This is a genomic window from Micromonospora sp. A200, from assembly GCF_029893845.1.
GTDB lineage: Bacteria > Actinomycetota > Actinomycetes > Mycobacteriales > Micromonosporaceae > Micromonospora > Micromonospora purpureochromogenes.
This window is the reverse complement of record NZ_JARXXY010000038.1, coordinates 12,637-26,225: the sequence shown is the minus strand read 5'-3', so window position 1 is coordinate 26,225 and position 13,589 is coordinate 12,637. Positions and strand designations below refer to the sequence as shown.

Here is a 13,589-nt window from a genome sequence, read left to right as displayed (position 1 = left end):
CCTGTCGTGTCGTGTCAGGCCCGCGCCGAACCGGCCCCGGCGGCGTACCGCTCGTAGCCCTCGGCCTCGAGCTTGTCGGCCAGCTCCGGCCCGCCCTGCTCGACGATCCGGCCGGCGACGAAGACGTGCACGAAGTCCGGCTTGATGTAGCGCAGGATGCGGGTGTAGTGGGTGATCAGCAGCACGCCGGTGTCGCCGGTGTCGCGGACCCGGTTCACGCCCTCGCTGACCACGCGCAGCGCGTCCACGTCGAGGCCGGAGTCGGTCTCGTCGAGGATGGCGATCTTCGGCTTGAGCAGCTCCAGCTGCACGATCTCGTGCCGCTTCTTCTCGCCGCCGGAGAAGCCCTCGTTGACGTTGCGCTGGGCGAACGCCGGGTCCATCTGCAGGCGCTCCATGGCGCCCCGCAGCTCGCCACCCCAGGTGCGCAGCTTCGGCGCCTCCCCGTCGATGGCGGTCTTGGCGGTACGCAGGAAGTTGGCCACCGAGACGCCGGGGACCTCGACCGGGTACTGCATGGCCAGGAAGAGGCCGGCGCGGGCCCGCTCGTCGACGGACATGGCCAGCACGTCCTCGCCGTCGAGGGTCACCGAGCCGCCGGTGATCTCGTACTTCGGGTGGCCGGCGATCGAGTACGCCAGGGTGGACTTGCCGGAACCGTTCGGCCCCATGATCGCGTGCGTCTCACCCGAGCGGACGGTCAGGTCGACACCGGCCAGGATCGGCTTGAGCTCACCCTCGGGCAGCTTGACCGACACCTTCAGGTCGCGGATCTCCAGGGTGCTCATTATCGGGTCACTCCATTGCTCGGCGTCAGGCTGACGTAGATGTCGCCGTCGCGGACTTCGACGGGATAGACGGGGACGGGTTCGGTGGCGGGCAGCCCGGTGGGCTCGCCCGTCCGAAGGTCGAAACGGGATCCGTGCAGCCAACATTCCAGCGTGCACCCCTCGACCTCACCCTCGGAGAGGGCGACCGCGGCGTGCGAGCACTCGTCGTGGACGGCGTAGAAGGTGTCGTCCTCGCCGTGCACGACCGCGATCGCGGTGCCGTCGACGTCCGCGCTGATCACGGTCCCCTTCGGCACGTCCTCGGTCGAGCAGATCTTGATCATCAGGCGCCCGCCTTGGCCAGCCGGGCCTCGATCGCGTCGCCGAGCCGCTCGCGCAGCTCCTCGACCGGGATCTTGTTGATCAGCTCGGCGAAGAAGCCGCGCACCACCAGGCGGCGGGCCTCGCCCTCCGGGATGCCCCGGGCCATCAGGTAGAACAGCTGCTCGTCGTCGAAGCGGCCGGTCGCGCTCGCGTGGCCGGCGCCGGCGATCTCGCCGGTCTCGATCTCCAGGTTGGGTACGGAGTCGGCCCGCGCGCCGTCGGAGAGCAGCAGGTTCCGGTTGATCTCGTACGTGTCGGTGCCGGTCGCCTCGGCGCGGATCAGCACGTCGCCCACCCAGACGGTGTGCGCGTCGTCGCCCTGCAGGGCGCCCCGGTAGCCGACGTAGCTGCGGCAGTCCGGCACGTTGTGGTCGACCAGCTGGCGGTGCTCCAGGTGCTGGCCGCCGTCGGCGAAGTAGACGCCGTACAGCTCGGCCTCGCCGCCCCGGCCGGTGTACTCCACCGAGGTGTACTGCCGGACCAGGTCGCCGCCGAGGCTGACCTGGATGTGCGTCACCTTGGCGTCGCGGCCCAGCTTGACCTTGAGGTGCTGGGCCTGCACCGCGTCGGCGGCCCAGTCGGCGACGGTGACCAGGATCAGCTTCGCGCCCTCGGCCACCGACACCTCGACGTTGTCGGCCAGGGTGGCCGAGCCGACGTGCTCCAGCACCAGGGTGACCTCGGCGAACCGGCCCACGTCGACGAAGGTGTGCCCGAAGGCCAGCCCCTCGGCGCCGTCGCCGACCACCCGCAGGGTCACCGGCGCGCCGACCACGGCGTCCCGGGCGACCTCCACCAGCAGCGCGTCCCCCGCGCCGCCGTACGCCAGGGCGCTGACCCGGTCGACCGGGGTGAGCACGCTGCCCACCCGCGGGTCGTCCGCGCCGATCCGCCCGACGGTGACGCCCTCGGGCAGGTCGCCGTACTCGTGCCGGACCGTGGCGGTGCTGGCCTGCGGCTCACCGACCAGCCCGCGCAGCCGCTTGAGCGGGGTGAAGCGCCACTCCTCCTCCAGGCCGGTGAGGGCCGGGAAGTCGGCGACGTCGTACGAGCGGAGCGCCTGCGTCTTGGTGCTGGGCGGCGCGGAAGCCTGGGTAGTCATCTCTTCCTTGGTCTGTTCTACGACGACAATGTCTGGTGCCGGGTCGGGCGGACCGGGGATGCCGGCCCGCCCGTGCGGCGGGCGGCGTCAGCCGACCGCGCCCTCCATCTGGAGCTCGATCAGGCGGTTGAGCTCCAGGGCGTACTCCATCGGGAGCTCCTTGGCGATCGGCTCGATGAAGCCACGCACGATCATCGCCATCGCCTCGTCCTCGCTCAGACCGCGGCTCATCAGGTAGAAGAGCTGGTCGTCGCTGATCTTGGAGACGGTCGCCTCGTGCCCCATCGCCACGTCGTCCTCGCGGATGTCGACGTAGGGGTAGGTGTCCGAGCGGGAGATGGTGTCGACCAGCAGCGCGTCGCACTTGACCGTGCTCCGGCTGTGGTGCGAGCCCTCCAGCACCTGGACCAGGCCCCGGTACGAGGTGCGGCCGCCGCCCCGGGCGATCGACTTGGACACGATGGTGGAGGAGGTGTGCGGCGCGGCGTGCACCATCTTGGCGCCGGCGTCCTGGTGCTGGCCCTCGCCGGCCATCGCCACCGAGAGCACCTCACCCTTGGCGTGCTCGCCGGTCATGTAGACCGCCGGGTACTTCATGGTCACCTTGGAGCCGATGTTGCCGTCGACCCACTCCATGGTCGCGCCCTCGTGGCAGACGGCGCGCTTGGTGACCAGGTTGTAGACGTTGTTCGACCAGTTCTGGATGGTCGTGTAGCGGCAGCGCGCGTTCTTCTTGACGATGATCTCCACCACCGCACTGTGCAGCGAGTCGGAGGAGTAGATCGGCGCGGTGCAGCCTTCGACGTAGTGCACGTACGCGCCCTCGTCGACGATGATCAGCGTCCGCTCGAACTGGCCCATGTTCTCCGTGTTGATCCGGAAGTAGGCCTGCAGCGGGATCTCCACGTGCACGCCCTTCGGCACGTAGATGAACGAGCCGCCGGACCACACGGAGGTGTTCAGGGCGGCGAACTTGTTGTCGCCGACCGGGATCACCGTGCCGAAGTACTCCTTGAAGACGTCCTCGTGCTCGCGCAGCGCGGTGTCGGTGTCCAGGAAGAGGACGCCCTGCTCCTCGAGGTCCTCACGGATCTTGTGGTAGACCACCTCGGACTCGTACTGCGCCGCGACACCGGCGACCAGGCGCTGCTTCTCCGCCTCGGGGATGCCCAGCCGGTCGTAGGTGTTCTTGATGTCCTCGGGCAGGTCCTCCCAGTTGGCGGCCTGCTTCTCGGTGGAGCGGACGAAGTACTTGATGTTGTCGAAGTCGATCCCGGTGAGGTCGGCGCCCCACGCCGGCATCGGCTTGCGGCCGAACAGCCGCAGGCCCTTCAGGCGCAGGTCGAGCATCCAGGCCGGCTCGTTCTTCTTGGCCGAGATGTCCCGCACCACCGCCTCGCTGAGACCGCGCTGGGCGACCGACCCGGCGACGTCGGGGTCGGCCCAGCCGTACTCGTAGTTGCCCAGGGCGGCGAGCTGCTCATCCTGGGTCAGGGGCTGGACGATCTGCTCGGTCATCTATCTGTCCTCACAGTGGTGACGGTGGTACTGGACTGGGCACGCGGCTGGGCCGGGATGTGCGTGGTGCACACCCCGTCGCCGTGCGCGATGGTGGCCAGGCGCTGTACGTGGGTGCCGACCAGACGGGAGATCACCGCGGTCTCGGCCTCGCACAGCTGGGGAAACTCGGCGGCCACGTGCGCCACCGGGCAGTGGTGCTGGCAGAGCTGGCCGCCGGAGGCGATCGTGGACGCGTTGGCAGCGTATCCCTCGGCGGTGAGGGCGCTCGCGAGCGCCTCCGCCCGCGCGAGCGGGTCGTCCCCGGCGTCCTCCATGGCGGCCCGGCAGCGGGCCTCCAACGCGGCGACCTGGTCGGCGGCGAACGCCTCGACCGCCGACGAACCGCCGTTGCGGGCGATCCAGCGCAGCGCGGCGGTGGCCATGTTGTCGTAGTGGTGGGTGCCGCAACGGACCCGGGCGGCCTCGGTCAGCAGGAAGACCTTGGCCGGGCGACCGCGCCCGCGGCTGCCGCGCACGGCCTGCTCGCGGGCGACCACGTCACCGTCGGCGAGCATCGCGTCGAGGTGCCGACGGATCGCGGCCGGGCTGAGCCCCAGCGCCGAGCCGAGCTGGGCGGCGGTGGTCGCCCCCCGCTCCAGCAGCAGCTGGGTGACCCGGTCCCGGGTCGAGAGGTCGGTGGACGCGGTCTGCGACAACTCCAGCTCGGCGCGTCTGACGCCGCGCCGCGACCTGGAGCCGCCGCCGGCGACCGTCCCGGTCGCCGGCTGCTCGGAGAGCGCCGCCGCGTTTTTCACAACGCCAACGTTACGTAATTCGCCGGAGGCCCGCAAACCCGGCCCGCGGTGATCCCTGACACCGGCCCGGCGGAGTCACCCGATCGTGCTCCACTACGGTGCGTAGGATTCGCTCCGTGAAGCGATCCGTCCGGTTCCCGGTCTCTACCGCTCTGCTGCGCCTGCTCGACCGGTTCCCCGTGTCGACCGCGCTGCTGCGCCGCCTCGCCTACGCCTCGATCATCTCGAACGTGGCGATCGTGGTGACCGGTGGGGCGGTGCGGCTCACCGCCTCCGGTCTCGGCTGCCCCACCTGGCCCCGCTGCACCGACGACTCCTACACCACCACCGCCGAGATGGGCGTGCACGGGGCGATCGAGTTCGGCAACCGGCTGCTCACCGTCGTCGTCGGCCTCATCGCGCTGGCCACCGTCCTCGCGGCGCTGGCCCACCGGCCGCGCCGCCGGGAGCTGGTCCAACTGTCGGTGGCGGTCTTCCTTGGCATCCCGGCGCAGATCATCCTCGGCGGCATCACCGTGCGCACCCACCTCAACCCGTGGGTGGTCGGCCTGCACTTCCTGCTCTCGATGGTGGTGATCAGCTTCGCGTACGCGCTCTGGCGGCGGATCGTGGACCCGGACGCACCGTCGGTGCCCGCGGTGCCCACCCCCCTGCGCACCCTGGCGCTGCTCACCACGGCGGTCAGCGCCGCCGTCCTGGTGGTGGGCACCTGGGTGACCGGCAGCGGCCCGCACGCTGGCGACCATGGCGCCAAGCGCAATGGTCTGGACCCGGAGTCGATCTCCCAGGTGCACGTCGACGGGGTCTTTCTGCTGATCGGGCTCTCGGTGGCGCTGATCTTCGCCTTCCGGGCGGTCGGCGCGACCCGGGCCACCCGGGCCGCCGTGGTGCTGGTGGCGGTGGAGCTCTCCCAGGGCCTGATCGGGTTCGTGCAGTACTTCACGCACCTGCCTGCGCTGCTGGTCGGCGCGCACATGCTCGGCTCCTGCCTGGTGCTGCTGGCCACCCTGTCGGTGCTCTGGTCGACCCGGGAACGCCGCCCGTCCCCCGTCCCGACCCCCGCCTCCGCCTCCGCCTCCGCCGAGGATCGGGTCCCCGCGACCGCCTGACCCCCACCCCTCGAGGGCGCTCCTACAGAGAAAAGAGTGGCTATTCCGGCTCGGATAGCCACTCTTTCTCTGTGTCTGCGGGCGCTGAGGGGGTTGGGGCGGGGCGGGCGGGTCAGCGGGTGAGGTGGGTGAGGTGGGTGAGGATGGCGTCGGCGAGGCGGGCGGGGGCGCCGTCGGCGTACCCGAGGAAGAGCGACGGCTCGGTCAGCTCCAGCTCCACCAGGACGGGCCCGCCGTCCGGGCCGGGGATCAGGTCCACCCGGGCGTAGAGCAGGCGCTCGGATCCGCCCGGCACCTCGGCCAGGACCCGCTCCGCGACGGCCAACTGCTCGCCACCGGCGGTGCGGGCGCTGATCTCCTCGGGCTTGTAGAGCCCGTCCACGCCGAGATCCGGGCCGTCCAGCATCGCGCCCTTGCGGATCGCGTGGCTGAACGCCAGCCCCTGCGGGCCGGCCAGGAACAGCAGCGCCGTCTCACCGGCCGTGTCCACGGCATCGAGGTACGGCTGCACCATGGTCAGCCGGCCGGCGTCCGACAGCCGCCGCACGTGCGCGGCAGCCAGCTCGCGGTGCCCCGGGTCGGCCAGGTCGTAGCGGCCGGTGTCCTGGCTGCCGGCGCTGACCGCCGGCTTGATGACGTACTCGCCTGAGTCGGCGGGCGGTCGCCAGGACTCCCCCGGCGCCACCCACGAGGTCGGCACGACCGGCACGCCGGCCGCCGACAACTCGCCCAGGTAGCGCTTGTCGGTGTTCCAGCGGACCACGTCGACGGGGTTGGCCAGGGCCGGCACGCTCTGCGCCCAGGCGACGAACTCGTCGCGGCGCAGCGCGTAGTCCCAGGGTGAGCGGAGCACGACCAGGTCGTACCCGGCCCAGTCGACCCTCGGGTCGTCCCAGACGGCCACCTCGGCGGTGACGCCACGGGCGGCGAGCGGGGCGAGTACGAGTCGGTCATCCGGGTCGAGGTCGGCGAGCCGGTCACAGGTGACGAGAGCGACCCGGGGTTCCCCCCGGGTCGACTGGTGGTGGTTGGTCAATTTATGTCAACGGGCCATCGTGCGCCGGGCCATCGACCGCCAGAGGTCGTTGCTCGGACGCATCTGGTCCATCAGTTCACGCTCCCAGGCGTTCTCGACGGTGACTCCCGCCTTGGCGCACGCCTGCCGCGCGACGACGGTGTCGTCCGCGAACTGGTCGGCCCACGCGCCGTCCTCGCCGACGAGGACGATCCGCGCGCCACGCTTGCCGACGTACTCGATGACCGCCTTGGCGCCACCGTGGCCGGCGGCGAACGACTTGATGCCCGAGACCAGCCCGTTGGGGGCGTTCTCGGGGGTCTGCTCAGCCGTCAGCGTCGTATCGGAACCATCTGCCATGACGCGAAGCCTAAGCAGACATGCCCCCGTACGTGCGAGAAGGATGAACTATTTGTGATGCCAATTACCTACGGGTTTAAGGAAGACCACAGGTAAATCGCCCGTACTTGTCGGATAAATACTCACGACTCGGGCAGCCAGGATCGCCCCGATGAGTCCGAGTTGCGGTGATGGAAAAGACCGAAAACCGACTCTGAAACTTCATGACCCTGACTGTGACGGACCGGACCGGAAGGCCGCCCGGCGGCGGTCAGACCAGCGCGTCGAGGGCGACGGCGGCGAAGAGGATGGTCAGGTAGGTCGTCGACCAGTGGAACAGCCGCATCGGCTTGACGGCCTCGCCCCGGGTCACCCGGCGGCAGAGCCGGTGCGCCTCGACCACGAAGATCCCGCCCACCACCAGCGTCGGCACGCCGTAGATCGGGCTCATCCCCATCGGCCAGAGCGCCAGCGAGAGCAGCACGGTGATCCAGGCGAAGGTCAGGATCTCGGCGTTGACCCGGCGGGCCGAGGCCACCACCGGCAGCATCGGGATGCCCGCCCGGGCGTAGTCGTCCTTGTACTTCATCGCCAGGGGGTAGAAGTGCGGCATCTGCCAGAAGAAGACCACACCGAAGAGCACCCAGGCCTGCGGCGCCAGCGAGCCGGTCACCGCCGCCCAGCCGATCAGCACCGGGGCCGCCCCGCAGGCACCGCCCCAGAAGGTGTTCGTCGGGGTGGTGCGCTTGAGCCAGAGCGTGTAGACGACGTCGTAGTAGACGATCGCCGCCAGGGTCAGCCCGGCCGCCAGCAGGTTGGTGAAGGCCGCCATCAGGACCACCGACACCGCCGCCAGCACCAGGCCGAAGACGAGCGCGTTGCGCGGCGAGACGGTGTGCGCCGGCAGCGGGCGGCGCTTCGTACGCCGCATCAACTGGTCGATGTCCCGGTCGATGTAGCAGTTGATCACGCTGGCCGCGCCGGCCGCGAGCGATCCGCCGACCAGCACCACGGCCACCAGCCAGAGCGAGGGCAGGCCGCCGTCGGCGAGCATCATCGCCGGCACCGTGGTGACCAGCAGCAGTTCGACGATGCGGGGCTTGGTCAACGCGACGTACGCGGCGACGACCGCCCGAACGTCGCGGCGGGCCGGCTCCGCGACCACCGTGCGCACCGGCGGCTGCCCGGCAGAGTCGCTGACGGGGCGCTCGGTGATCATGCTCACGGATTGCCACCTTCCGGCATCGGCAGGGGTGATCAGGTCGGCGGGACCCGGGGAGGGTCGACACACCGACCCACAGACTACGCGTCGTCGTTTTGGCTGCCCGGGCGACCCGAGAACGGTGCGGGCCGTCACACCGACGGGCTGAACGACCAGACGGGTCCGACCCGTACCCAACAGGGTGGAGTGATCCCCGGGCGGACGTTTAGGGCCGCTCGATAGGGTCATCAGTGAGGGTTCCGCCCATCTGCCGAGGAGCACAACCATCGTGGCTGCCAACCGACCCGAGCACCCCGCACTCAACTGGACCGACCTCGACCGCCGGGCCGTCGACACCGTCCGCGTGCTGGCCATGGACGCCGTGGAGAAATCCGGCAACGGCCACCCGGGCACCGCGATGAGCCTGGCGCCCGCGGCGTACCTGCTCTTCAACCGGGTGATGCGCCACAACCCGGCCGACCCGAACTGGTCCGGCCGGGACCGGTTCGTCCTCTCCGCCGGGCACTCCAGCCTGACCCTCTACATCCAGCTCTTCCTCTCCGGCTACCCCCTCGCGCTGGAGGACCTGAAGTCGCTGCGGCAGTGGGGCTCGCTCACCCCCGGCCACCCGGAGCACGGGCACACCCCCGGCGTGGAGACCACCACCGGCCCGCTCGGCCAGGGCCTGGGCAACGCGGTCGGCATGGCGATGGCCGCCCGCCGCGAGCGGGGCCTGTTCGACCCGGAGAGCGAGCCGGGCGGCTCGGTCTTCGACCACGACATCTGGTGCATCGCCTCCGACGGCGACATCGAGGAGGGCATCAGCCACGAGGCCAGCGCGCTCGCCGGGCACCAGCAGCTGGGCAACCTCACGGTGATCTACGACGACAACGAGATCTCCATCGAGGACGACACCCGGATCGCCAAGAGCGAGGACGTGGCGGCCCGCTACGAGGCGTACGGCTGGCACGTGCAGACCGTCGACTGGCGGACCGGCGACGCCGACCAGGGCGACTACCACGAGGACGTGGCGGCGCTGCACCAGGCGCTGCTGGCCGCCAAGGCGGAGACCGGGCGTCCCTCCTTCATCGCGCTGCGCACCATCATCGGCTGGCCCGCGCCCAACAAGAAGAACACTGGCAAGATCCACGGTTCGGCGCTCGGCGCCGACGAGGTGGCCGCCACCAAGCAGCTCCTCGGCTTCGACCCGGCGCAGAGCTTCGAGGTCGACGAGGAGGTGCTGGGCCACGCCCGCCAGGTGATGAGCCGCGGCGAGGCCGCCCAGCGGGAGTGGACCACCGCGTTCGACGCCTGGTCGCAGGCCAACCCCGAGCGCAAGGCGCTCTGGGAGCGGATGGCCGGCCGGGTGCTGCCGCAGGGCTGGACCGAGTCCCTGCCGAGCTTCCCCGCCGACGCCAAGGGCGTGGCCACCCGAGCCGCCTCCGGCAAGGTGCTGGAGGCGCTCGCCCCGGTGCTGCCGGAGCTCTGGGGCGGCTCGGCCGACCTGGCGGAGAGCAACAACACCACCATGAAGGGCGAGCCGTCGTTCATCCCGGCCACCCACGCCACCAAGGACTTCCCGGGCCACGAGTACGGCCGCACGCTGCACTTCGGCATCCGTGAGCACGCCATGGGAGCGATCCTCAACGGCATCGCCCTGCACGGCGGCACCCGCCCGTACGGCGGCACCTTCCTGGTGTTCAGCGACTACATGCGCCCCTCGGTGCGGCTGGCGGCGCTGATGAAGCTGCCGGTGGTCTACGTCTGGACGCACGACTCGATCGGCCTGGGTGAGGACGGCCCGACCCACCAGCCGGTGGAGCACCTGACCGCGCTGCGGGCCATCCCCGGCCTGGACGTGGTCCGCCCGGCGGACGCCAACGAGACCGCCTGGGCCTGGCGGCAGGCGCTGGAGCACACCGACCGGCCGACCGCGCTGGCACTGAGCCGTCAGGCGCTGCCGACGCTGGACCGGGAGACGCTGGGCAGCGCCGAGGGCGTCACCAAGGGCGGCTACGTGCTGGCCGAGGCGTCCACCGGCAAGCCGCAGGTGATCATCGTCGGCACCGGCTCCGAGGTGCAGCTCTGCCTCACCGCCCGGGAGCGGCTGGAGGCTGACGGCACCCCCACCCGGGTCGTCTCGATGCCCTGCCAGGAGTGGTTCTACGAGCAGGACGAGGCGTACCGGGAGTCGGTGCTGCCGCGCGGGGTAAAGGCACGGGTGAGCGTGGAGGCGGGCATCGCCATGTCCTGGCGTGGGATCGTCGGCGAGTGCGGCGAGACCGTGAGCCTGGAGCACTACGGCGCGAGCGCCCCGCACACCGTGCTCTTCGAGCAGTTCGGGTTCACCCCCGACCGGATCGTGGCCGCCGCGCACGCGGCGCTGACCCGGGTGGGCGACATCACCGGTTTCACGACCGGCAACTGAGGGGAGCGTGGACGGCATGACTGACAGGCTGGGTGAGCTCAGCGCCGCGGGTGTGGCGATCTGGCTCGACGACCTTTCCCGGACCCGACTGAGCTCCGGCGGGCTGGACCAGCTGCGCCGGGAGAAGCACCTGGTCGGGGTGACGTCCAACCCGACCATCTTCGCCAAGGCGCTGAGCGACGCGGACGAGTACAACTGGCAACTGAAGGACCTCGCCATCCGTGGGGTGGACGTCGAGGAGTCCGTCCGCATGCTCACCACGTACGACGTGCGGTGGGCCTGTGACGTGATGCGGCCGGCGTACGACGCGAGCGCGGGTGTCGACGGCCGGGTTTCCATCGAGGTGGACCCGCGGCTGGCCCACGAGACGGAGAAGACGGTCGCCGAGGCCGGGGCGCTGTGGTGGCTGATCGACCGGCCCAACCTCTTCATCAAGATCCCGGCCACCGAGGCGGGACTGCCGGCGATCACCGCCACCCTGGCCGAGGGGATCAGCGTGAACGTCACGCTGATCTTCGGCCTGGACCGGTACTCCGCGGTGATGGAGGCGTTCCTCGCCGGCCTGGAGCAGGCGAAGGCGAACGGCCACGACCTGTCCAAGATCGGATCGGTGGCGTCGTTCTTCGTCTCCCGCGTCGACTCCGAGGTCGACAAGCGATTGGAGAAGATCGGCTCCGACGAGGCCAAGGCGCTGCGCGGCAAGGCGGCCGTCGCCAACGCCCGGCTGGCGTACGAGCGCTACGGCAAGGTCTTCTCCTCCGACCGCTGGCAGGCCCTGGCCGACGCGGGCGCCCACCCGCAGCGGCCGCTGTGGGCGTCCACCTCGACGAAGAACCCGGACTACCGGGACGTCATCTACGTCGAGGAGCTGATCGCCCCCGGCACGGTCAACACCATGCCGGAATCGGTCATCCACGCCTACGCCGACCACGGCGAGACACGGGGCGACACCATCACCGGGGCGTACGACGAGGCCCGCAAGGTCTTCACCGACCTGGAGTCGGTGGGCGTCGACATGTCCGACGTGATCGCCACCCTGGAGCGGGAGGGCGTGGAGAAGTTCGAGGCCAGCTGGCTGGAGCTGCTCGACGGGGTGCGTAAGTCCCTCACCGCCGCCGCCAAGGGCACCGGCGCCCCGAACAAGGCCGCCAAGGGCAGCGCGCAGGCCGCCGAGCAGGCCGGGGGCAACGCGTGACGGAATGCGTCGGACGCGTCGCGGGGCCCCGCCCCGCGACGCTCCACGCCGCCATCCACCCAGGGTGGCGACATGGGTGACCTGCTGGCCGGCCCGGCGGACGTCGCCGCCGGGCTGGCCGTGCACGGCGCGGACGCGGTCGACAGGTCCGCGCCCGCGTCCGTGCGGGACGCGCTGGCCGGCCGGGACGTCCCGGCCCGGCTGGCCGCCGGGGACCCCGGACTCTGGGGGCCGGCCGTCGAGGAGGAGGCGAGGACCCGCCTCGGCTGGCTGGACACCCACCGCCGCAGCCGGGAGCTGCTCCCCCAGCTCGCCGAGCTGGCGGCGGAGCTGGAGGACCTGGACCACGTGGTGCTCGCCGGGATGGGCGGTTCCTCGCTCGCCGCCGAGACCATCACGCGCACCCTGGGCCGGCCGCTGACCGTGCTCGACACCACCGACCCGGGCCGGGTCCGAGCGGCGTTGGCCGACCGGCTGGAGCGCACGGTCGTCGTGGTGGCCAGCAAGTCCGGCACGACGGTGGAGACCGACAGCCACCGCCGGGCGTACTGGCAGGCGTTCCTGGACGCCGGGATGACCGAGGCCGAGGCGGCCCGGCACTTCGTGGTGGTCACCGACCCGGGCTCGCCGCTGGAGGCCACCGCCGACGAGATGGGCGTGGTGGTCCTGCCGGCCGACCCGCAGGTGGGCGGGCGGTACTCGGCGCTGACCGCGTTCGGCCTGGTCCCCGCCGCGCTGGCCGGGGTGGAGGTGACCGAGCTGCTGGACGACGCCGAGGCGGTGTCGGCCGCGCTGGGCGGGGACCGGGACAATCCGGGCCTGGCGCTCGGGGCGGCGCTCGCCGCGGCGGCCACCACCGGCCGGGACAAGCTCGCCCTGGTCCCCGACGGCACCGGCCTGGACGGCCTGGGTGACTGGATCGAGCAGCTGCTCGCCGAGTCGACCGGCAAGGCCGGGCTCGGCGTCCTGCCCGTGGTGGTGGAGTCCCCGCAGGCGCCGGGGGCCACCGGACCGGACGTGCTGACCGTCAGCCACGGCGGCGCGCTGACCGCGGGGAACGTCCCCGGCGGCGGCTGCGAACCCGACCTGGCGGTGAACGGCCCCCTCGGGGCCCAGTTCCTGACCTGGGAGTACGCGACCGCGGTCGCGGCGGTGGTGCTCGGTGTCGACCCGTTCGACCAGCCGGACGTCGCCGCGAGCAAGGAGAACACCCGGCGGATCCTGGAATCCGGACCGCCGGCGCAGGCGCCCTCGTCCACCGAGGGCGCGATCGAGGTGTACGCCCCGCCGGGCACGCCCGCCGACCTCACCGGCGCGCTGCGCCACCTGCTGGACGGCGTGGGCGACGCCGGCTACCTCGCCGTGACGGCGTACCTGGACCGGGTGGACGACGCGGCGGCGGCGCGGCTGCGGCCGCTGCTGGCGCAGGCCGCCGGGCGGCCGGTCACCTTCGGCTGGGGCCCCCGGTACCTGCACTCCACCGGGCAATACCACAAGGGCGGCCCGCCGGTCGGCAGCTACCTTCAGCTCACCGGCGCGGTGCACGTTGATCTCCCGGTACCGGGTCGGCCGTACTCCTTCGGAGAGCTGCAGGCGGCGCAGGCCGCCGGCGACCGGCAGGCGCTGGCCGACCGGGGCCGACCCGTGCTACGCCTGCACCTGACCGACAGGTCGGCGGGCCTGGCCCAGCTGCTGGATGCGATCGAACGATGGCGGGCGTGAGATGAGCGA

Annotated in this window: 12 protein-coding genes; 4 read left to right on the top strand and 8 right to left on the bottom strand. The window is 71.5% G+C overall.

Annotated elements, in window-relative coordinates; genetic code table 11:
* Window positions 1–14: 14 nt before the first annotated feature.
* The 5 genes from sufC to M2302_RS27485 all read right to left on the bottom strand — a co-directional run bounded on the left by sufC (window position 15) and on the right by M2302_RS27485 (window position 4,478).
* Complete coding sequence (gene sufC, locus M2302_RS27505) at window positions 15–788, bottom strand: Fe-S cluster assembly ATPase SufC (RefSeq protein WP_179805760.1); 774 nt, start codon at window positions 786–788, stop codon at window positions 15–17.
* Window positions 788–1,114, bottom strand: a complete 327-nt coding sequence (locus M2302_RS27500) for a non-heme iron oxygenase ferredoxin subunit (RefSeq protein ID WP_280840730.1) — start codon at window positions 1,112–1,114, stop codon at window positions 788–790. The genes sufC and M2302_RS27500 overlap by 1 nt, the downstream gene beginning before the upstream one ends.
* Window positions 1,114–2,256, bottom strand: a complete 1,143-nt coding sequence (gene sufD / locus M2302_RS27495; protein WP_280840729.1) for a Fe-S cluster assembly protein SufD — start codon at window positions 2,254–2,256, stop codon at window positions 1,114–1,116. Before sufD ends, M2302_RS27500 begins: the two co-directional genes overlap by 1 nt.
* Window positions 2,257–2,343: 87 nt before the next feature.
* The gene (sufB, locus tag M2302_RS27490; RefSeq protein WP_154943632.1) at window positions 2,344–3,774 is read right to left on the bottom strand and encodes a Fe-S cluster assembly protein SufB; all 1,431 of its coding nucleotides are present in this window, start codon (window positions 3,772–3,774) and stop codon (window positions 2,344–2,346) included.
* A complete protein-coding gene (locus M2302_RS27485; protein WP_280840759.1) occupies window positions 3,771–4,478 on the bottom strand; it encodes an HTH domain-containing protein in 708 nt (235 codons plus the stop codon). The genes sufB and M2302_RS27485 overlap by 4 nt, the downstream gene beginning before the upstream one ends.
* Before the next feature lie 248 nt (window positions 4,479–4,726).
* Here M2302_RS27485 and M2302_RS27480 point away from each other — a divergent pair, with 248 nt between their 5' ends.
* A complete protein-coding gene (locus M2302_RS27480; protein ID WP_280840758.1) occupies window positions 4,727–5,680 on the top strand; it encodes a COX15/CtaA family protein in 954 nt (317 codons plus the stop codon).
* A 112-nt stretch (window positions 5,681–5,792) separates the two neighbouring features.
* On the opposite strand, the gene M2302_RS27475 is transcribed toward M2302_RS27480, so the two are convergent.
* The 3 genes from M2302_RS27475 to M2302_RS27465 form a co-directional block, all read right to left on the bottom strand.
* Window positions 5,793–6,716 (bottom strand): hypothetical protein, encoded by a 924-nt coding sequence (locus M2302_RS27475; RefSeq protein WP_280840728.1) that lies wholly within the window; start codon window positions 6,714–6,716, stop codon window positions 5,793–5,795.
* A gap of 6 nt (window positions 6,717–6,722) precedes the next feature.
* Entirely contained in the window at window positions 6,723–7,055 is a 333-nt protein-coding gene (locus tag M2302_RS27470; protein WP_280840727.1) for a hypothetical protein, read from the bottom strand.
* 250 nt (window positions 7,056–7,305) lie between these two features.
* Window positions 7,306–8,259 carry a heme o synthase gene (locus tag M2302_RS27465; protein ID WP_280840726.1) on the bottom strand — a complete coding sequence of 318 codons (954 nt, stop codon included), beginning with the start codon at window positions 8,257–8,259 and terminating at the stop codon, window positions 7,306–7,308.
* A gap of 265 nt (window positions 8,260–8,524) precedes the next feature.
* On the opposite strand from M2302_RS27465, the gene tkt reads away from it, so the two are divergent.
* The 3 genes from tkt to M2302_RS27450 all read left to right on the top strand — a co-directional run bounded on the left by tkt (window position 8,525) and on the right by M2302_RS27450 (window position 13,580).
* Complete coding sequence (gene tkt / locus M2302_RS27460) at window positions 8,525–10,663, top strand: transketolase (RefSeq protein ID WP_280840725.1); 2,139 nt, start codon at window positions 8,525–8,527, stop codon at window positions 10,661–10,663.
* A gap of 16 nt (window positions 10,664–10,679) precedes the next feature.
* Window positions 10,680–11,858 carry a transaldolase gene (tal, locus tag M2302_RS27455; RefSeq protein WP_280840724.1) on the top strand — a complete coding sequence of 393 codons (1,179 nt, stop codon included), beginning with the start codon at window positions 10,680–10,682 and terminating at the stop codon, window positions 11,856–11,858.
* 72 nt (window positions 11,859–11,930) lie between these two features.
* Complete coding sequence (locus M2302_RS27450) at window positions 11,931–13,580, top strand: glucose-6-phosphate isomerase (RefSeq protein ID WP_280840723.1); 1,650 nt, start codon at window positions 11,931–11,933, stop codon at window positions 13,578–13,580.
* Window positions 13,581–13,589 lie beyond the last annotated feature (9 nt).